The following is a 20,168-nucleotide window of genomic DNA, read 5'->3' as shown; positions in this document are numbered from 1 at the left end:
ATGTATCATGCGCCGCTTCCACCATTCGGGCGCGAAAGCGGCCTGCCCATGACCGGAAGCCCGGTGCGGGCCTGCCACGCTTCATAAGCTGCCCGCAGCCGCCAGCCAGACTCCATATCGCGCATCCCCAGCAACTGGGCCACCGCCGCCGGCGGCGTTCCTGCATCGAAGTGCATGGCGCCGCAGGTATTCCGCAGTGTCTGGGGCGACGCCCGTTCGCTGCGGCCCGCCAGCACGCCGGCCTCTTCGAGCAGGATCTCGACGCGGCGATACACCGATGCCGCGTGCATGGCACGGCCGTTGGTCATGGCCGGGAACACGAGATCGCCTAATGTCTCCGCTGCCGCCCGCGTCTCCAGCCAGCGGCGCAGCGGTGCATGGACAAACCCGAACAAGGGGACGGTGTACGCCCGCCCGTTGTCCGTCCGGACCATGCGAATCGCCATCGCGCCGCCACCCAAACCTTCGATCGCCTCCACGCGCAGCGCCCGCGCCTCCGCCACCTTGAGTCCGCCACCCAGCAGGACCGCGAGAAGCGCGACATCGCGGGCGCGTTTCCATTGCTTTGGCGAAATGGCCTGGCTGTCCGGGCGGGCGGCCTCGGCAACCGGCTCGGGCGCCGGTGCCAGGATGCGGGCCACCAGCAGGTCGCGCTCGCCAGGTAACAGAAAGGCGGTCGGATCGTTCTCGCCGTCGGCGAGATGCGACTTGACGGCCTGGCTGGCGGGGTTGTGCAGATTCTGCTGCAACTGGGACAGATGATGGAAAACGCGTTCGATCAGCCGCGCGTAACGGTAGCGGTGACGCTTGTGCAGATTCTGGGCATCCAGGAACGCGCCGATCTGTGCGGCCGACCACGTCAGCGGTGTTAGTCCTTGCTCACCTGACCAGCGCAGCAGCTTGCCCCACATCGCCCGATAGACCACGGCGGTGCCGTGGCGAAAACCGTGTCGCGCAAGCCAGCCGTCGAAGGCGCGGTCCGGGTGCTTTCGCCAAGCGTCGAGGTCAGCATCGAACAGATCGCCGGAGGTGGCCGGTGTCTCGCCGTCCGCCGTAACGAAATCGGCACTTGCCTGGGTCATGACCAACGCTCTCCCGCTCTGAGTATGCAAAGCAACGTCCTCATTGTAGACAAAGGGCCACTGGATCCCGCGATCGTAGCCCTCCGGCAGTTGCACATGGGAGTCATCGCGTGATACCTTGGCACCCACTATGCAACCAGTTGCATAAATTCAACTCAACCGCTGAACGAGAGATCCGTCATGGCCCTTCCCGCCCTGCTGCAGAACCTGTCGCTACCGGCTGTCTGCTCGCCGCTGTTCATCATTTCCAATCCCGATCTCGTCATCGCCCAGTGCAAGGCCGGCGTGGTCGGATCGTTCCCCGCGCTGAATGCGCGGCCGGCGGAAAAGCTGGAGGAATGGCTGGACCGGATCACCACCGAACTCGGCGAGCACAACGCCAAGCACCCCGACCGCCCGGCCGCGCCGTTCGCGGTCAACCAGATCGTGCACAAGTCCAATGACCGGCTCGAGCACGACCTGGAAATGTGCGTGCGCTACAAGGTGCCCATCGTCATCACCTCGCTGGGCGCGCGTGTCGAAGTCAACGAGGCCGTGCACTCCTACGGTGGCATCGTGCTGCACGACGTGATCAACAACACGTTCGCACGCAAGGCCATCGAGAAGGGCGCAGACGGGCTGATCGCCGTTGCTGCTGGCGCGGGCGGCCACGCCGGCACGCTGTCGCCGTTCGCGCTGCTGCATGAGATCCGCGAATGGTTCGACGGTCCCTTGCTGCTGTCGGGCGCGATTGCCAGCGGCGATGCCGTGCTGGCCGCTCAGGCTGCGGGCGCCGATCTGGGCTATATCGGCTCGGCCTTCATCGCCACGCTCGAAGCCAATGCTCAGGATGCGTACAAGCAGATGATCGTCGACAGCTCCGCCGACGATATCGTCTACTCGAACCTGTTCACGGGCGTGCACGGCAACTACCTGCGCGAGAGCATCGTCCGCGCAGGTCTGGACCCGGCAGCGCTGCCGACCTCGGATGCGTCGAAGATGAATTTCGGATCGGGCAGCGCCAAGGCCTGGAAGGACATCTGGGGCGCTGGCCAAGGTGTCGGCGCCATCAAGCGTGTGGTGCCGGCCGCCGAGCTGGTGCGCCGCTTCGTGGAAGAGTACGCGCTCGCACGCCGCCGTCTGGGCCTGGCTGCGCCGGCCGGCGCGGCACGTGCCGTGGATCTGGCCTGAAGTTTGTAGCCTGAAGACTGACGACGCCCGTCGTCAGTCCTTGACGCCACTGCCCGTGGCAGTGAGCAGCGGTAGCAGCGACCTGCCCCATGCGAGCCAGCTTTCCTGAAACTGGATGCCGCGCTGGAGCAATGCGTACTGGATCTGCTGCCGGCGATCGAGCGTGCCGGAGAAATCCTTGCGCTCGATCCCCCGGTATGTTTCCAGCCGCGCCTCGTGCAATGCAATCAGTCGCCCCATCTCCTTGTCCAGGCCTAGCGGCCCGATCGCGGCATCGGCACGCAGCTTGACCAGGATCTCCTCGCGCTGGTCCAGCCCCTGAACGGGCGCAAGCACCCATCGCACCAGTTCGTCGTGCCCGGCGGGCAACACCCGGTAGACCTTCTTGCGGCCCTTCTTCTCCGCCCCGTCTCCGTCGACGGTGACTTCCGGCTCGTCCGAGGCAATCCAGCCCAATTCGGCCATCCGCCCCAGCTCCCGATAGATCTGCTGGTGAGTGGCGTGCCAGAAATAACCGATCGACTTGTCGAACCGGCGCGCGAGATCGTAGCCCGAGGATGGCTTTTCGATCAGGGATATCAGGAGAGCGTGTTGGGTGGACATTCGGCCGATAGGTGCGACGGGATCGCTGGCATGGATGATGCTGACCAAGTTCAGTGAAATGGTCAGGTGGCGCTATGGTAACGCGCAAGTCACGTCACGTCATGCCGATATCCACTGACATGCGCGCATCGAAACCAGTCATGTGCAAGTGACGGCACAAATACTTGCATTCATGACAATTTAGTCAATTATTACGATACTGATGTAAAAAAATCGAAATGGCATTTCCCGATAATCTGCAATACATTCCAGACATTGCCACCCCGCATGCGCGTGCCCTTCTACCGGCCCAACGTTCCGCGCCATGCGCTACCCGGGAGTTGTCCATGAACGCAAGACCGGATGCGACCGCCGGCACAGCCGCAGCCGAGGCGACGAAGCCTGTCACCCGCACGCGCGCCGGAACGGCGCCGTTCTATTACCGGCTCCCCGATACCCCGGAGGGCCATCACATCAAGGAATACGCCAGCGGCCTGCGGCAACTGGTGCGTTTCGTGGGTGTGGAAGAACAGGTCGTCAAGTACAGCCTGAGCTGATGCCTTTACTGCGGTGAGAATGCAGCCACCGCAAGTCTGTCGATTGTCTCCTCCTGTCCGCCAAGGACCTGGGATTCAGCCCGCGACGAACGTCGCGGGCTTTTCTTTTCTGAAGAGGATTCCCACCAAAAAAAAACCGGCCAGCAGGCGCGATACCTGCTGGCCGGTCTTCGGCGACCTGGGTCGATCCGGGAGATCAGTCCACGGTCGCGCCAGAAGCCTTCACCACCTTGGCCCACTTGGCGGCCTCGGACTTCATGAAGGCAGCCAGTTCAGCCGGCTTTTCCGGATGCGGTTCGGCACCCTGCTCGGCCATCTGCTTCTTCACTTCCGGCATGGCAAGAATCTTCACCACTTCGGCGTTCAGGCGATCGACGACGGCCTGCGGCGTGCCGCCCGTGGCGTACAGCGCGAACCACGACGTGGCTTCATAGCCGGGCACGCCCGACTCGGCCACGGTCGGCACGTTCGGCAGAGCCGGCGAGCGCTTGGCCGAGGTCACGGCGATGGCGCGCAACTTGCCGGCCTTCACGTGCGGGTACGACGACGGCATGTTGTCGAACATCAGGCCGATCTGGTTACCCAGCAGGTCGTTCACGGCCGGAGCGCTACCCTTGTACGGGATGTGCTGGATGTGCAGGCCCGTCATCGAGTTGAACAGTTCACCCGACAGGTGCATCGACGAACCGCTGCCCGACGAGCCATACGACAGCTTGTCCGGGTTGGCCTTCACGTAGGCGATCAGTTCCTTGATGTTGTTGACCGGCACCTTCGGGTTCACCACGACGATGTTCGGCACCATGGCCACGCGCGTGATCGGCGCGAAGTCCTTGACCGGGTCGTACGGCAGCTTCGAGTACAGCGACTGGTTGATCGCGTGCGTGCCGATGGTGCCCATGAACAGCGTGTAGCCATCGCCCGGCGCCTTCGCGGCCAGCGATGCGCCGATGTTGCCGCCCGCGCCCGGACGGTTGTCGATCACGACGGGCTGGCCGAGCGCCTTGCCCAGTTGCAGGCCGACGATGCGGGCCAGGATATCGGTGGTGCCACCTGCCGAGAACGGCACGATCATGGTGATCGGCTTGGTCGGATAGGTGCCCTGCGCTTGGGCGCCGGTCATGGCGGCAACACCAGTTGCCAGTGCCACGCCTACGGCCAGCAGGCGTCTGCGCGCCTTCGACGTTTGCTTGGTGATACTCATCTTGTGCTCCAGGAGTGATGCACGTCCGCTAGCCATCTGGCTTACTGCGGACGTAATGCTTTGAACCGCTATTCCGCCCCGTGCCTGGGGGGCGGGCACTTTCTTATACGGGTGCCACACCCAGCGTGGTTCCGCCGCAGACGTACAGGACCTGTCCCGTCACGAAACCATTCTCGGGTGCAAGGAAGAACAGCGAGGCACGCGCCACGTCTTCCGGCGTTCCCATGCGTTTCACGGCGATGCTTGCGAGAATGCGCCGTGTCTGTTCGCTGCCCTCCGGATTACTCCGGCGGAACAGCTCGGTGGCGATGGGACCCGGTGCCACGGCGTTGACGGTGATGCCGTCGCCGCCCAGCTCCATCGCCAGCGTTCGGGTCATGCCAACCAGCCCAGCCTTGGCAGCGGAATACACCACGCGTTCGGGCTTGCCCAGCGCCGCGCGCGAAGCCATGTTGACGATGCGGCCAAACCCCGCCGCGCGCATCGCGGGCAGGCAGGCCTGTGTCAGCAGCATCGTGGCCTGCAGGGTCAGGCCCACGACGTAATCGAGATCTTCCGCCGTGGCCGTGTCAGCCGTGCCGGGGCGCGTGGCGCCGGCATTGTTGACGAGCCGCGTCACGGCGAACTGAGACGTCACCTGCTCCGCCACCGCGCGCGTGGCATCGGCATTGGTCAGATCGGCCTGGAAAAAGGTCATGTTCGGGTGCGACCACGTCGGCGCTGCATAGTCGACGTTGATGACACGCGTCACACCATCGGCGAGCAGCATTTCCGCAATGGCTCGGCCGATTCCGGAACTGGCGCCAGTGACCAGGGTGGCAACAGGAAGGGACATCTCGGTACTCCGCACCGGCACGCAAGCGGCCGGTCAAATCAGAAAAAATGCGGCGAAGCCGGCGAGCCCGTCGGCCTGGCCGCGATGCTCTACCTCGTTGGGGAAGAGACACCACTGAAACTTCCCGCATGAATTAACGACGGGAAGCAAGGGAAACTGAAACTTCTACTGTTTTGCTTCGGTAACTCCTCTCTCCCACCTGCGCGGGAGAGAGGAGCGCATGACCACTGGCATCGGCCGGTAGCCATGCATCAAGCCATCAAACGCGCTCGATCACCATGGCGATGCCCTGGCCCACGCCGATGCACATCGTGCACAGCGCGAAGCGGCCACCAGTGCGCTCCAGCTGGTACATCGCGGTCGTCACCAGACGCGCGCCGCTCATGCCGAGCGGGTGGCCCAGTGCGATGGCGCCGCCGTTCGGGTTCACACGCTTGTCGTCGTCGGCGATGCCCAGTTGACGCAGTACGGCCAGGCCTTGCGCGGCGAACGCTTCGTTCAGTTCGATCACGTCGATCTGGTCCAGCGTCATGCCCAGTTGCTTCATCAGCTTCTGCGTGGCCGGCGCCGGGCCGATACCCATCACGCGCGGTGCCACACCAGCCGTTGCCATGCCAACGATGCGGGCACGCGGCTTCAGGCCGTGCTGCTTCAGGCCCGCTTCGCTGGCCAGCAGCAGCGCGCACGCGCCATCGTTCACGCCCGAGGCGTTACCGGCGGTCACCGTGCCGTCCGGACGCACCACGCCGCGCAGCTTGGCCAGCGCTTCCATGCTCGTGGCACGCGGATGTTCGTCGCGGTCGACCACGATGGCGTCGCCCTTCTTCTGCGGAATCGTCACCGGGGTGATTTCCTGCGCCAGCGTGCCGTCGGCTTGCGCGCGCGATGCCTTCTCCTGGCTGCGCAGCGCCATCAGATCCTGGTCTTCACGGCCGATCTTGTAGTCGGTCGCCACGTTCTCGGCGGTCTCGGGCATCGAGTCCACGCCGTAGGCGGCGCGCATCGCCGGGTTGATGAAACGCCAGCCGATGGTCGTGTCGAAGATCTGCGCGTCACGCGAGAAGGCCGAGGTGGCCTTGCCCATGACGAACGGGGCGCGGCTCATGCTTTCCACGCCGCCGGAAATCATCAGGTTGGCTTCACCAGCCTTGATGGCGCGGGCGGCGGTGCCGGTGGCGTCCATGCCCGAACCGCACAGGCGGTTGATCGTCGCGCCGGGAACGGCGTCCGGCAGGCCAGCCAGCAGGGCCGACATGCGCGCAACGTTGCGGTTGTCTTCACCGGCCTGGTTGGCGTTGCCAAAGATCACGTCGTCGATCGCCGACCAGTCCACGCTGGCGTTACGGGCCATCAGGGCCTTCAGGGGCACGGCGCCCAGGTCGTCCGCGCGCACGCCGGACAGGCTGCCGGCGTAACGGCCGATGGGGGTACGGATGGCGTCAACGATGAATGCTTCGCTCATGTTCTGTCTCGCTCGTCTTGGTGGTTGGTCAGGCGGCTACGGCCTGCTTGAGAGGCACGCCGGTCAGGCGTTGCAGTTCGTCGAACGACAGGCCGTCCACGAGGTCGCGGGCAACCAGGCCGTCCGGCGTCACATCGATCGTGGCCAGGTCCGTGTAGACACGCGTGACGCAGCCGATGCCGGTCAGCGGATAGGTGCACTGGGACACGATCTTGCTTTCGCCCTGCTTGGTCAGGTGCTCCATCATCACGAACACCTGCTTGGCGCCGATAGCCAGGTCCATCGCACCGCCCACGGCGGGGATGGCGCCCGGTGCGCCGGTATGCCAGTTGGCCAGGTCACCCTTCTCCGATACCTGGAACGCGCCCAGCACGCAGAAGTCGAGGTGGCCGCCACGCATCATCGCGAACGAATCGGCGTGGTGGAAATACGAGCCACCCGGCTTGATCGTCACCGGCTGCTTGCCAGCGTTGATCAGGTCGCCGTCTTCCTCGCCCGGCGCGGGAGCGGGGCCCATGCCGAGCAGGCCGTTCTCGCTGTGCAGCAGGATTTCACGGTCGGCCGGCAGTTGATTGCCGACCAGGGTGGGCAGGCCGATGCCGAGGTTCACCACGGCACCGTCCGGAATGTCTTTGGCCACGCGGGCGGCCATTTGGTCGCGGGTCAGGCGTTGCATGTGTTTCTCCTTCTTCGCTCGATTCGGATCAGGCCGCGCTGGCCGGCTTGGCGGCGCTTGCAACCTTGACCACGCGCTTGACGAACAGACCCGGCGTGATGATGTGCTCGGGGTCGAGTTCGCCCAGTTCCACTACGTTGCTGACCTGCACGATCGGGCACTTGGCAGCCATGGCCATGATCGGGCCGAAGTTGCGGGCGGTCTTGCGATAGACCAGATTGCCCCAGCGGTCGGCGGTCTCGGCCTTGATCAGCGCGAAGTCAGCGTGGATCGGCTTTTCGAACACATAGCCCTGGCCGTCGATGATGCGCGTTTCCTTGCCTTCGGCCAGCGGCGTGCCGTAGGCCGTGCGCGTGAAGAAACCGCCGATGCCGGCGCCGGCCGCGCGGATGCGCTCGGCCAGATTGCCCTGGGGCACGAGTTCCAGCTCGATTTCACCGGCATGGAACAGCGAGTCGAATACGTAGGAGTCCGCCTGGCGCGGGAACGAGCAAATGATCTTGCGGACACGCTTGGCCTTGAGCAGCGCTGCCAGGCCCGTGTCGCCATTGCCGGCGTTGTTGTTGACGATGGTCAGGTCGCGCGCGCCCTGGGCGATCAGCGCGTCGATCAGCTCCGCCGGCATGCCGGCCAGGCCGAAACCGCCAATCAGGATCGTGGCGCCATCGTGGATGTCGGCCATTGCCGATTCCACCGAGTCATATAGCTTGTTGATCACTTGCGTTCCAGTATGGAAGGGTCCGGCGCGCATACCGGGACCGGCCGCAAAGGGGCGCGGCACGCAAAGCTGTCTCCGGCAGTGGCTGGACGGGCGTCCTGTCTGATGTCCCCGCGCTCCGTGCGCGGTGGTCCGTCAAGGACAGTCCAACAATCTTGCAGTTGTTTTGTCAGCCATCTTGCTGCGGCTTCATGCAGATGCTTGCTGCGAATACCAGCGAACGTCAGTAATTTCCTGCCTTGTTCACCGGATTCCCATAGAGTTCGCGATACGAACTCCAATTCGCAGAATGAACAAAGGTTACACCTGTCGCCAAAACAGGGTCAAGGCGGGGGGCCACGTCTCGGGCGATAATCGGCCAGCCCGCCGGGCAGCGTCATACACGACCAGAGGCGGGCTAAAACAGGCTTGAACCAAAGGTACGGTGGGCGATGCACAGCTACCACGCATGGTAGTGCGCAACGCCCGCCGATGCCTTGCGGAATCGCAGTTTTACGAAATTATTCCGACAACCGCTTCACCAGACGGTAGAGAAACTCGCGGCCATCGTACAGGCGCGCAATCTCGATGCGCTCGTCCAGACCATGCGCGCGCATGTCCGACGGTTCGGTGAACAGGCCGGAAACGCCGTACATCCGGATACCGGCATTGCGCATGAAGCGGCTGTCGGTTGCGCCCGTGCTCATGGCCGGAATCACCGGCACATCCCACATCTGCTTGGTCAGCGCGTCGACTTCCTTCATCAGCGCGCCGTCTAGCGGAGAGGCCGGGCTGGCCAGCGGCTTGTTGATGTATCGCACGCTGATCTTGTCGTTACCGAGGGCCGACTTGAGCTGGCGGTCGATGTCGGCCGGATCGTCATGCGGCAGGATGCGACAGTTGACGATGGCCTTGGCTGATTGCGGCAGCGCGTTCTCGGCGTGCCCCGCATTGACCATGGTCGCCACACAGGTGGTGCGAAGCTGTGCGTTGTAGAACGGAATGGCCGACAGCCGGTCGATCGCCGCCTGGCTCGGACGGCCCGTGCCAACCTCGCGCATGTCCTCGGCAAGCTGCCCCTTCGCCAGCGGAGCGCTGCGCGCGAAGTAGGTCTGCGTCACGTCGGCCATCTTGACCGGGAACTGGTACGCACCCAGGCGGCTCAGCGCCTCGGACATCGCGTACACAGGATTGGACTTGGTCGGCACCGAGCTATGCCCGCCCACGTCGCGCACTTCCAGTTCGTAGGTCGTGTACATCTTCTCGGCCACCTGAACGCGGTGCAGCACCGGCTTGCCGTCGCGCAGCTCGCCGCCGCCGCCCTCGTTGATGCCGAACTCGGCCTTCAGCAGTTCAGGCTTGTTCTTCACCAGCCAGTCGGCGCCATTGCTGGGCACGTCGCCGCGCTCCTCGTCGGACGTGAGCGCCAGGATGATGTCGCGCGACGGCTTGAAGCCTTCCTGCTTCAACTGCCCCAGCACCGACACGAACGCCGACGCCATCGCCTTGTCGTCGATGGAGCCACGCGCGGTGAAGTAGCCATTGGTCTCCTGAAGCTGGAAGGGGTCGGTCTTCCAGTCCTCGCGCTTGGCCTCCACGACGTCGATATGCGCCAGCAGCAGAACCGGCTGCCTGGCGCCGGTGCCCTTGAAGCGCATCACCAGATTGCCCTTGCGCGGAAACGGCTCGAACACCTGGATATCCGACGCGGAGAAGCCTGCCTCCACCAGTCGCTTCTCCATCGCGCGCGCCGCCTGGGCACTGTCCCCGGCCGAATGCGTCGTGTTGATCTCGACCAGTTCCTTGTAGATATCGTGAAAACGCTGCTGGTCGGGCGTGAGCGTGGCGGGGGGCGCCTTGCTGGCGGGCAGGCTCTGGGCAACGGCCCCTGCGGCGCAGGTCACGAGCACGGCGGCCACCAGGGCACGAACAGCTTCTGGACGACGATGGATACGCACGACACCTCCGAATATTCGTTATGGGATCGAGCAGGAAGGAAAAAGGCCAGACGGATTCGTCGCAGCCTCCCCTCCCTCGAAGTTCCGATAGGCGGAACTACATTTTATTAAGTGCTCGCCGAATATTCTAGGCACGTGGCGTCCGCGTCGCGATTTGGGGTATCTCCCAAGTGGCGCGCGCGTGGAATTGCGCTCGCGCGCCTTCCACGGCGCGCTCCGGCGCCGAGGGCCCGGGGCTCAGGGTTCAGGGCAGGCGCAACACGGCTTGACTGCCCGCCACGCCGGGCCGGACCTCAAGCCGCACGTCGATCCGCTCGCGCAGTTCGGTTACGTGCGAGATGATGCCGACCAGCCGTCCGGCCTGCTGAAGATCGAGCAGCGTGCGAATCGCGAAGTCGAGACTTTCCGGATCGAGCGTGCCGAAGCCTTCGTCAACGAACAGCGTATCGAGCTGGATGCCACCGGCACGCGACTGCACCACATCGGCCAGACCCAGCGCCAGCGACAGTGACGCCAGGAAGCCTTCGCCGCCGGACAGCGTATTGGCCGGGCGCGTGCCGCCGGTATCGTGGTCGAACACTTCGAGGTCAAGGCCACCGGCCACGCGCTGATCGCCCTGCTCTCGCACACGTTGCAGCGCGTAGCGACCCCGGCTCATGCGCAACAGCCGTAGCGACGCAGCTTCCAGCACCTCGTCGAGCAACGTGGCCAGCACGAAACGCTGGAACGTCATGCGGCGCGGATTATTGCCGTTCGCCACTTCCGACAGGCGGCCGAGCACTGCGTAGCGCGTCTCGACGTCGCGTCCTTCGGCGGCCAGCGAATCGAGCAAGCCCTTGCACTGCAACAGCGCATCGCGCACCGCGGCCAGTTCGCTGCGCTGCCGGATCGCCGCTTCAAGCTGAACAGCCGCCGCATCGCGTGCCGCGAGCAATGCAGGCATGTCCGGCGTCTGCAACGCCTGACCGATTTCCGCCGTGCGTTGGCGCCATTCCGCGGCGCGAGCCAGATCGACATCGAACGCACGCACGGCGTCGTCAAGCACGCGCGTGGCATCGTCAGCCAGGGATGCGGCGCGGTAGTCGTCCGCTCCGGCGAATCCGGCGGTGGCAAGTGCCTCCACAAAGGCGGCTTCGCGTTGCGCGGCCCGCTCCTCGGCACGAGTAGTGGCTTCGCGCGCGGCGGCCAGTGCCGCATTCGCACCGGCCAGCAGTGCCACCGCATCGCGCTCGGCGCCCTGGGCCGCCTGCAATGCGGCCTCCAGTGCGCCGGCTTCGCGCTGCGCGGCTTCGAGCGATGCGGTCACGACGTCAGGGTCACGCGAATCCTCGGGCACCTGCGCACTCGCGGCACGCCACTCGCCATCTTGCTGAGCGTGCTCATGCATCGCCGTGCGCAATGCGCCTTCGGCCGCCTGCACTGCGGCTTCGGCAGACTCCTGCGCCTGACGCGCCTGTATGGTCTGGGCCGCGAGCCGTTCCGCGCGGGTTGCCGCAGCCTCGGCCTTCGCGCCGCTGGCGGTCAGCGTCTGGATTTCCTGATCTAACGCCTGCACGCCCGCGTCGGACACATCGCCCGCGCCTTCGCGCAGATCCGCCAGACGCACCTGACATTGGGCGACGTTTGCCTCGGCCTTTTGTCGCACGGCCTGCGCGTCGGCCAACGCCTCGTCGGCATGTTGCAAGACGGCTCGCGTGGTATCGAGGTCCTCGTCGGTCACCAGCGCCAGCGTCTGCTGCGCCAGCGCAGGGTGGTCCTTGCCACCACAGACGGGGCAAGGTTCGCCACGCTTCACGCCAGCGGCAAGGCGTGCCGCCTGGCCAAAGCGCCAGTCCGATTCCGCCTGACGCATTGCGACGCGCGCGGTATCGCGCGTCTGCGTCGCCCGGCTGGCGCCGGCTTCCGCAGCGGCAAGCGATTCGCGCAAAGGCCCAAGTTCGGCATCGAGTTGCCGGCAACGTGCCACCCGCGTCGCGCGTTCGCGCGCCAGTCCAAGCTGAAGCTGCAGGGCCTGCGCATTTGCGCCGTCGCGCCGCGCAAGCTCCAGCTCGCCTTCCAGCGTCTTCGCCGCCGCCACGGCGGCATCGCGCGCCTTCGCCTTGGCGGTAAGCGCCACCTGGGCAGCGGCCAGTCCGGTACTCGCCAGCGCCACGCCGTTGCGCAGCACGCCAAGCCTGCGTGCCTGCGGGAGAATTGCTTCCAGTTTCGCCACGGTGCGTTGCGCGGCCAAACGCGCTTCGCCACGCGCCTGTTCCGCGCGCAGCGCACCTGTTGCGATATCGGCGGCCCGGCTGGCGCTTGCCACGCGTGTCCCGGCGGCGGCATTCGCGGCGAGTGCGGCCGTCTGATCCTGTCTGGCAACCTCAAGCAGTTGCGCAACCGGCGTCACCTGCGCCGCGCGTCGCGCGGCCTGCAGGCGAGCGCGGTCCGTGTCGACCGCCGGCACGCGGGCCGACAGCACGGCATAGGCGCCCTCCGCCTCTTTCCAGGCCTTGATCTGCGTGCTCTCCAGCTCGCCCTTGCGCAAGGACGCCTGCGCCGCTTCGCTACCCGCACGCGCCAGCGCTTCGCGCCGTTCCAGCTCGGTCAACGTCTCCCGATGCGCGGCGATACGTTCGTCAAGCGCCAGCTCGGAGGGCAACTGATACTGTTCCAGCAAGGTCTTGCGTCGTACCGAGATCTCCTCGGCTTCGCGGCGAATGCTCGCGGCCTGCTCCTTGAGCAGTTCCTCGACGCGGCGGTAGAGCTCGGTCTGGAACAGACGCTCGAGGATCGACTGCCGCGCCTTCGAGTCCGCCGTCAGCAATTCGCGGAAACGTCCCTGCGGCAGCACGATCACCTGCCGGAACTGCGCGCTGTCGAAGCCGAGCAGGACTCGCACCGCGTCGGTCACACGGACCGGCTGGCTGGCGTGGCTTTTCCACTCACCGTCCACCTGGGCATCGAGCTGCGCCTTCGCAGTCTCCTTGACGAAGCCGCCGGCCGCACGCGGGCTCGGGCGGTCCTGCGTCGGAGAACGCGTCACGCGATAGCGTGTCGCCCCAAGCGAGAACTCCAAGGTGACCTCGGTCCGCAGGGCTGGGTCCGCATTGGCGCTGCGCATGTCCTGCGCGCTGCGCTCGCCACCTGATGTATCGCCATAGAGCGCGAAGCAGATGGCATCGAGCAGCGTGGTCTTGCCTGCGCCCGTGGGGCCGTGGATCAGGAAGAACGCCTGGTCGCCGAGCCGCGTGAAGTCAATCGTCTCCGTGGCGGCGAACGGGCCGAAGGCCTGCAGTTTCAGGTAAAGCGGTTTCATGCCGACTCCCTTTCCGATGCCTGCATGACTGCCAATAGATCGTCGAGCGCGCGGCGCTGATCATCGTCGAGGTCTGTGTCAGCCACCTCGCGGAAAAAATTCGCAAACAGGCTGGCCGTATCCAGTTCCCGCAGCTTGCGCCCCGCTTCCCCGGCCTGCCCGCTGCGCGCCAGCACCGCGCGCTCGATCGCCAGTGCGTTCGGATAGACCTGGCGCAGTCGCGCCATCGGGTCCAGCAACGCGCCCGCGTCGGTCAGCACCGCATGGACGTAGTCGTCCCGGTGCGGGTCGGTGGCGCCCGCCTCAAGCAAGCCGGCCAGCGTGCCGGTCAGCACGCGCAGTTCGCGCAACGGTCGCAGCGGTATCGCCTCGATCCGGACGCCACCCTCGGCGTCAACATCGATCAGCGATACCGTCTTGATGTGTTCGGTTTCCGACAGCGAATACTTGAGCAGCGACCCCGAATAGTGAATCCTAGCGCCGATGGATTGCGGACGATGCAGATGTCCCAATGCCACGAAATCGAAGCCGTGGAACACGTCCGCGGCCACGGCACCGCTACCGCCCACGCTCAGCGGGCGCTCCGATTCGCTGACCGCGCCGCCCACCACGAAAGCATGGGCCACGGCCACAGAACGGACGCCTGCGGGATGCGTGGCGCGGACGGCGTCGAGCTGGGCGTTCAATGCGGCTTCGTGCGTCGGCAAGTCGGTGCCGAGCGCGTCGCGCACCGCCGCCGGTTCGGCATAGGGCAAGGCGTAGATGCGCACCTCGCCGTGCGCATCGTGCAGCGTCACGCAGGACGTTTCCGGACCGGTGCGCCCCGCCACGTGCAGACCCCGCGCGGCCAGCAGGCGCGCGCCGAAACCGAGGCGTTGGGCGCTGTCGTGATTGCCTGCGATCATCACCACGGGTACGCCCGCATCCACCACGATACGCGCCAGCACATCGTCGAGCAGCGCCACGGCCTCCGGCGGCGGCACCGCGCGGTCGTACACGTCGCCGGCAATCAGCACGGCGTCGGGGCGCAGATCGCGCACCAGCGCGACGAACTGGTCGAGCACATGAGACTGATCCTCGATCAGGCTACGGGCGTGGAAGAGCCGACCAAGATGCCAGTCGGCGGTGTGGAGAAAACGCAATTCGGGTCCTTCGGCACAGTGGCGCCAAGAGCACGGCAGATACCGTGCGGTCCCGCATCATAACGTCGCGGCCACCAAACGGTACGCGGACACCACTCAGACCGGCTCCGCCTCGCTGTCCTCGATCTGGAACTTGCGCATTTTTTCCCACAGCACCTTGCGGCTGATGCCGAGGCACGTTGCCGTGTCCTGGCGTCGCCAGCTGTTGGCATCGAGCGCGGCAATGATGCGGCGGCGCTCCTCCGCGTCGCCGCGCGGGTCGGCCCGCTCGGTGCCATCGAACGCGCCGGGGCGCAGCGAGCGAAACAGCGGCCGGATGCGCGCCTCGTCCCATTCGCCGCGCTGCTGGACCGTGATGCCGATGCGTTCGGCCAGGTTGCGCAGTTCGCGCACGTTACCGACGAAGAACGCGGAGCCCACGGCGCCCTTGAGCCAGTCTGGCATCGGCGGCAGCGCATCGTAGGCGGCGGCGCCGATCATGTGGCGCATGAACGATTGCAGCAGACCGATCTTGTCCGCAGGGCCACGGTCCTCCAGGCTGGGCAGCCGCAGTTCGATCACGGCCAGCCGGAAGTACAAATCCGCGCGGAAGCGGCCCTGCGTCACGGCTTCGCGCAGATCCTTGTTGGTGGCGGCCACCAGCCGGAAGTCCAGCTTGACCGCCATGGCGGAGCCGAGCCGCGTCACCGCGTTCTCCTCCAGCACGCGCAGCAGCTTGACCTGCTGGAACAGCGGCAAGTCGCCGATCTCATCAAGGAACAGCGTGCCGCCGGTGGCCTGCTCGAAGAAGCCACGATGTGCGAACATCGCGCCGGTGAACGCGCCCTTGGCGTGACCGAAGAACTGCGACTCGAACAGCCCATCGGGAATCGCGCCGCAGTTGACCGCCACGAACGGTCCCTTGCCATACGTCGCGTTGCGATCGTGAAAGAGCCGCGCGATGCGTTCCTTCCCCGCGCCGGTCTCGCCATAGAGCATCACGTTGCTGTCGAAGTTGGCGAAGGTATCGACCTGCTCCAGCAGCGACTGCATTGCCGCAGACCCGGCGACGAGATCGGCCACATCCGGGCGAGCCTCGGCGGCCGCCATCAATTGCGGCATCAGCTTGGCTATCTGCGTGCGCAGATCGGCGCCGGTGAAATCGTGGGGCAGGATGTAGGCGTACTCGGGCGGGAACCGACCGGGATCGCTCTCGCGGTCGGGCGCGCCGACCCAGATCACCGGCATGCCGTGCGCGGCTTCCCAATCCAGCGTGAACTTGGCGGAGCCGATCGCCGACGCACTGATGACGGCGATGCTGGGCTTGACCCGTGGTTCGGCCGGCAGCGCATCGAGCGCGCCTGCGCGAACGACTTCGGCGCCCAGTGGCGTCAGAAAGCGCGCGACGCGATCGGCGATCTCGTACTTGCCTTCCCACACATAGACTTCAAGGCTCTCGTAGGCCCACCGGTCTGCTTTCATGATCGTTCAGTTCAGTACACGAGTTCCGTGTTGTTGCAGTCGACGCCGTTGAGCCACAAGTCGGCGTTGGCAAGGCTGATGCCGAGCAGGCTCGTCAAGGTATTGACGAGCTGGTTGATCAGCGTGAGCAATGGATTCAGCACCTGTTGCAGCAGCCAGCCCGGGGAAATGCTCAGTAGTTGAAGTTGCAGCAGGCTGACATCGAGCGTTGGATTGAGGCCGTTGATCACGTTGGTCACGGTATCGCCGATCACTGTGCTCGACGATGCAGCCACGTAACCACCCGGTGCGAGTACGAAGCTGTTGCCTGCACCAGCCAGTCCGGACTGCGAGATCGGCTGTCCGATCATCTTCGCATCGGCAATGGGGAACAGTCCGACCGCCGACAACTGGACGTCGGCGATGGTAAGTGGGCCGCCGGAACAGCCGGTGCCGCCGGGGTTGCCCAGGCATGCCATCACGGCGTTGGTGGACACATTGACCGTCGCCCGCCGGTCCGGAACGGCAGCCGCGCACTGGATATGCGTCAGATCTCCCTTGGCCTGCGCGATCTGCAGCCACAACGGCAGATTCAGATTGACGTTGGCCACTACCAGCGGCACAGAGACCTGCGCGGCCAGTTTCAGGCCAAGCTGCGCGGTCGTCGCAGTGGTCTTCCACGTTCCATCCGGATACTGCTTGGCCGGCCCCACGGCCACCTTCGGCGGCTGGATGATGTACATCGAGCCGCCGATCGATCCAAGCGCGGTCTTCACGTTGAGCGTACTCAGATCCACCGCGCTCGTCCCGCGCGCGACATAGGCGGCCGTGGTCAGCAACGTTGCCACATTGAGCGCCGCCTCCGCCGCAGACGAAGCCGCCGGTGTCAGCACGCCCAGGTCGAGCATCTGGCCCAGCGTCACCTTGGTGCCAATGCCATTCAGGCCAAGCTGTGTCGTGGGGCTGCCAAGCGCCGCGTTGAGCAGCGCCGACTGCCCCGCCGCACCCAGCACCAGCGCGTAGAAGTCCTGGATCGAGAGCGAAGTGTTCAGCAACTGATCGACTGTGCCCACACCTGCCCGCAAACGCAACTGCTCGAGCGTCACGTTCGCGCCTACCAGTCCACTCCAGTCCGCCACGGACAGATTGACCGAGTTGCCCAGCAGCAGCCCCAGCAGGCCGTTACCCGACGAGAGCCTGAGCAGGCCGCTGCCGAGCGTGAACGACGCGGCGGGCGGACTCGCGGCGGCAATCGCCTCGGCGTGTAGCTGCCGCGACTGGCCCCCCTGGAACATGAACAGCAGCGGTACCGTCAACGTGGCCTGCACGCGCACCGCATTGGCCGACACCGTTGTGGCCGGATAGCCCGGATCGAAGTGCCGCGTGCTGTCGCCATTGGCAGGGTTGGCGGGGTCCCACAACCCAAGGCACGTCCGCACGCCGTCCGCCGCGCCAGCCACTGCCGTGGTGCAATCATTCGCCACGGCCTTGGTGTAGCCGTTCTGGGCTGCGGCGGACGTCACGCTTGACAGCACGTTGGCATTGGTCGTCGCCTGATCATCAGCGCTCTTCAATTGCTGCGCGCCAGAAAGCGCCGCCACGTCCACCAGCTTCTGCAACTGCCGCTGCGTGTAGAACACGAAGCCGACGTCGAGCGACACCAGCGCCGCGACGCCAATGGCGGCAATCAGCAGCGCAGCCATCAGACTGACGGTGCCGCGCTGGCGTGGGTGGATCGAGCCGGACGTGACGTGACGCATCGCGGTGCCTACTGCCCCACCGGCGCAGGGCTGCCCGTGCTGCCACGCAATGCGCTACCGGTCGACTGGCTACTGAAGAATTCGGGCAACGGATACTGGAAGCTGCGCATATAGCGGGCATAGCCGATGGCCGCCTCTTCACCGGTCATCGACTGCTGCGGCCCGGCCTGCGAGCCATTGCGCTGAACCTCGAGCAGCATCCGCGTGGTGTCCCCTACCGGCACGTCGTTCGGGTGAAACGTCGGGGACGGTGGCGGCTCGACGGCTTGCGTCGATTGCGCAGCTTGCGCCCCGGCGGCCCCGGCGGCCCCCAACAGCATCGCGGAAATTGCCACCGCGCACGCAGCGTCTGTCAGTCTGGAACGATTCCTCGTCATGGTTTGACTCCTGCGTTGAGCGCCACGGCCTGCGCGCCACGCGGCGCGGTCTTGTCGCGGACCTGCGCGGCCCGACTGACGCGATCCGCCTCCTTGCGGATGGCCGCTCGCGTCGGCTCCTGCATCGCGGCACGCTGCATCATGGCGTTGGCTTCGGCGCGCTTGCCGGATGCCCACAGCCACACCACCGCATTGCTGATCAACCGCGGATTGGCGGCATCCAGTTCCAGCGCCTGCATCACCGGCACGCGGGCATCCTGCAGCGCACCGCCTCGCATCAGTGCGTAGCCAAGATCGCTCGAGTACTGCGGGTTCACCGGCTCCATCGACACCGCCTGGCGCAGTTCACCGGCGGCACGCATAAAGTCTCCCTGTCTGCCGAGCACAAGCCCAATGCCGTGATGCGCCCGCGCGGCGCGATCGGTCCCGAGCAGATCACGGTACGCCTGCAGGGCCGCATCGTCCTGACCGGTCTCACGCAGGGCATCGGCCCGCATCGCCAGCAGCGATGGATTGCTGCCGAACTTCTGCTGGAAGGCATCGATATGCGCCAGCGACGCGAAGTACATGCCCTCTGTCTGCATCCGGTTGATCAGCCCCAGGTAAACGGACTGATCGTTGTATTCGGCGCGGGCCTCCTTGTCACGCAGCTTCGCCAGTTCGATCTGCGCATCGGCCTGCTGCGCCATCACCTCCGCTGTGTTCGGCGTGGACGCGCATCCGGACAGTAGCAGCGCGGCTGCCAGCGGCATGGCCAGTGACGCTGGCAAGAGGGTCCGGGGCGACCAGCGCGACCAGGGCGACATCACGGTCTTCATTCAACTGCCTCCATTCATCTGCGCCAACATGCGCATCACACCCAGGAACCCCGGGCCTGCCGTCAGGATCAGCAACACGGGCAGCAGGCTGACCACCATCACACCGGTCATCTTGACCGTCAGCCTGCCGATCTTGTCCTTCATGCGCGCCTTGCGCGCGATCTGCAGGCGCTCGCCGAACTGGCGCAACGGCTCCTGTACCGCGCCGCCGTGGCGGTCCACCTGCGTCAGCAAGGTGATCAGGCCCTTCAGATCTTCATCGTCGAACAGCTTGCCGATGCGCAGCAGCGTCTGCTCGCGCGAGCGGCCCGACGCGAACTGCTGGTTGGAGCGCTGCAGCTCGGGGCCAAGCACCTGCAGCATGCTGCCGAACTCGGTCACGATGATTTGCAGGCTCTGGTCGATCGACAATCCCACGCCCTGCAGCAGGCGCAGCATGTCGATCAGGATCGGAAGCTCGTCGGCCACGCTGCGCAGCCGTTGAGCCGCGCGCCGCCGCAACAGGGTCTTCGCCAGCAGGAAGCCGCCTGCGAACGCTGCAAACGCCCACGCCAGGGCGCCGGCTAGCGAAACGTCGAGCTTCCACGCGAACGCCAGCGCCGCCAGGATGCCCGGCACCAGCAGGCGCAACGCACCGAATACGGCGCGTGGCCTGACGCCGTAGAAACCGCACTGCTCCAGCAACTGCTGCTCCTCGGCACTCACCGCGGCCTTGCCCAGGCGCGATTCGAGCCAGTGCTGGTTAAAGCGTTCGCTGATGCGCCCGCCAAGCTGCGCGCCGATCGATCCGCGCCGCGTGTCGGCGACACCCGGCGCCGGGCTCGCACCCTGCGTCGCGGCCGTGGCCGCTGCCGTGGCGGCGGCTACTGCTGCGGCGCGTGGCGACATCTGCTGGGCCGGTTGCGTCGCCGGTGCGGCACCGGCCTGCGTGGCGCCAGCCTGCGCGGCGGCACCCGCGGCCCGCTGGGTGGCCTGCCGCACCAGCGCCTCGTCGATCGTGCGCGCGGCGGCGCGCCGCTGCCGCCATTGCTGCATCAGCGGCCACGCCAGCAGGATCATCGCCACCGCGCCGACAAGCAGGCTGATCGAGATCAGTGTGAACACGTCCATGGC

At 65.9% G+C, this 20,168-nt stretch carries 17 protein-coding genes; 2 read left to right on the top strand and 15 right to left on the bottom strand.

What is annotated here, in order from left to right; all coding sequences use genetic code 11:
* Window positions 1–5: 5 nt before the first annotated feature.
* On the bottom strand, window positions 6–1,082 hold the full coding sequence (locus RMET_RS19100) for a tyrosine-type recombinase/integrase (RefSeq protein ID WP_011518198.1): 1,077 nt from the start codon (window positions 1,080–1,082) through the stop codon (window positions 6–8).
* A 180-nt stretch (window positions 1,083–1,262) separates the two neighbouring features.
* Between RMET_RS19100 and RMET_RS19095 the strand changes: the two genes are divergently transcribed.
* Window positions 1,263–2,252, top strand: coding sequence for an NAD(P)H-dependent flavin oxidoreductase (locus RMET_RS19095; protein ID WP_008645355.1), 990 nt, complete (start codon window positions 1,263–1,265; stop codon window positions 2,250–2,252).
* A gap of 33 nt (window positions 2,253–2,285) precedes the next feature.
* Here the strand turns inward: RMET_RS19095 and RMET_RS19090 are convergent, their stop codons facing one another.
* A complete protein-coding gene (locus RMET_RS19090) occupies window positions 2,286–2,855 on the bottom strand; it encodes a PadR family transcriptional regulator (protein ID WP_011518197.1) in 570 nt (189 codons plus the stop codon).
* Window positions 2,856–3,181: 326 nt separating this feature from the next.
* Here RMET_RS19090 and RMET_RS19085 point away from each other — a divergent pair, with 326 nt between their 5' ends.
* Window positions 3,182–3,391, top strand: a complete 210-nt coding sequence (locus RMET_RS19085; RefSeq protein WP_011518196.1) for a hypothetical protein — start codon at window positions 3,182–3,184, stop codon at window positions 3,389–3,391.
* 196 nt (window positions 3,392–3,587) lie between these two features.
* Here the strand turns inward: RMET_RS19085 and RMET_RS19080 are convergent, their stop codons facing one another.
* The 13 genes from RMET_RS19080 to RMET_RS19020 all read right to left on the bottom strand — a co-directional run bounded on the left by RMET_RS19080 (window position 3,588) and on the right by RMET_RS19020 (window position 20,165).
* The gene (locus RMET_RS19080) at window positions 3,588–4,592 is read right to left on the bottom strand and encodes a Bug family tripartite tricarboxylate transporter substrate binding protein (RefSeq protein ID WP_011518195.1); all 1,005 of its coding nucleotides are present in this window, start codon (window positions 4,590–4,592) and stop codon (window positions 3,588–3,590) included.
* Between the two features lie 103 nt (window positions 4,593–4,695).
* Window positions 4,696–5,427 (bottom strand): SDR family NAD(P)-dependent oxidoreductase, encoded by a 732-nt coding sequence (locus RMET_RS19075; protein WP_008645350.1) that lies wholly within the window; start codon window positions 5,425–5,427, stop codon window positions 4,696–4,698.
* Window positions 5,428–5,686: 259 nt separating this feature from the next.
* Entirely contained in the window at window positions 5,687–6,889 is a 1,203-nt protein-coding gene (gene pcaF / locus RMET_RS19070; protein ID WP_008645349.1) for a 3-oxoadipyl-CoA thiolase, read from the bottom strand.
* A gap of 28 nt (window positions 6,890–6,917) precedes the next feature.
* Complete coding sequence (locus RMET_RS19065; RefSeq protein ID WP_008645348.1) at window positions 6,918–7,565, bottom strand: 3-oxoacid CoA-transferase subunit B; 648 nt, start codon at window positions 7,563–7,565, stop codon at window positions 6,918–6,920.
* A 28-nt stretch (window positions 7,566–7,593) separates the two neighbouring features.
* Window positions 7,594–8,283 (bottom strand): 3-oxoacid CoA-transferase subunit A, encoded by a 690-nt coding sequence (locus RMET_RS19060; RefSeq protein WP_008645347.1) that lies wholly within the window; start codon window positions 8,281–8,283, stop codon window positions 7,594–7,596.
* A 500-nt stretch (window positions 8,284–8,783) separates the two neighbouring features.
* On the bottom strand, window positions 8,784–10,220 hold the full coding sequence (locus tag RMET_RS19055) for a M20/M25/M40 family metallo-hydrolase (RefSeq protein ID WP_011518192.1): 1,437 nt from the start codon (window positions 10,218–10,220) through the stop codon (window positions 8,784–8,786).
* 244 nt (window positions 10,221–10,464) lie between these two features.
* Complete coding sequence (locus RMET_RS19050) at window positions 10,465–13,518, bottom strand: AAA family ATPase (RefSeq protein ID WP_011518191.1); 3,054 nt, start codon at window positions 13,516–13,518, stop codon at window positions 10,465–10,467.
* On the bottom strand, window positions 13,515–14,660 hold the full coding sequence (locus RMET_RS19045; protein ID WP_011518190.1) for an exonuclease SbcCD subunit D: 1,146 nt from the start codon (window positions 14,658–14,660) through the stop codon (window positions 13,515–13,517). Before RMET_RS19045 ends, RMET_RS19050 begins: the two co-directional genes overlap by 4 nt.
* Before the next feature lie 96 nt (window positions 14,661–14,756).
* On the bottom strand, window positions 14,757–16,121 hold the full coding sequence (locus tag RMET_RS19040; protein ID WP_011518189.1) for a sigma 54-interacting transcriptional regulator: 1,365 nt from the start codon (window positions 16,119–16,121) through the stop codon (window positions 14,757–14,759).
* A gap of 11 nt (window positions 16,122–16,132) precedes the next feature.
* Entirely contained in the window at window positions 16,133–17,860 is a 1,728-nt protein-coding gene (locus RMET_RS19035; protein ID WP_011518188.1) for a TadG family pilus assembly protein, read from the bottom strand.
* An 8-nt stretch (window positions 17,861–17,868) separates the two neighbouring features.
* Window positions 17,869–18,237, bottom strand: coding sequence for a DUF3613 domain-containing protein (locus RMET_RS19030; protein ID WP_011518187.1), 369 nt, complete (start codon window positions 18,235–18,237; stop codon window positions 17,869–17,871).
* Window positions 18,234–19,055: a tetratricopeptide repeat protein gene (locus RMET_RS19025; RefSeq protein ID WP_011518186.1), complete on the bottom strand. Its 822-nt coding sequence runs from the start codon at window positions 19,053–19,055 to the stop codon at window positions 18,234–18,236. The genes RMET_RS19030 and RMET_RS19025 overlap by 4 nt, the downstream gene beginning before the upstream one ends.
* Window positions 19,056–20,165 carry a type II secretion system F family protein gene (locus RMET_RS19020; RefSeq protein ID WP_011518185.1) on the bottom strand — a complete coding sequence of 370 codons (1,110 nt, stop codon included), beginning with the start codon at window positions 20,163–20,165 and terminating at the stop codon, window positions 19,056–19,058.
* Window positions 20,166–20,168: the final 3 nt, after the last annotated feature.

Origin of the sequence: Cupriavidus metallidurans CH34 (assembly GCF_000196015.1) — a bacterium.
Taxonomy (GTDB): domain Bacteria; phylum Pseudomonadota; class Gammaproteobacteria; order Burkholderiales; family Burkholderiaceae; genus Cupriavidus; species Cupriavidus metallidurans.
The sequence above is the reverse complement of the archived record's forward strand: the minus strand, read 5'-3'. Positions and strand labels throughout refer to the sequence as shown.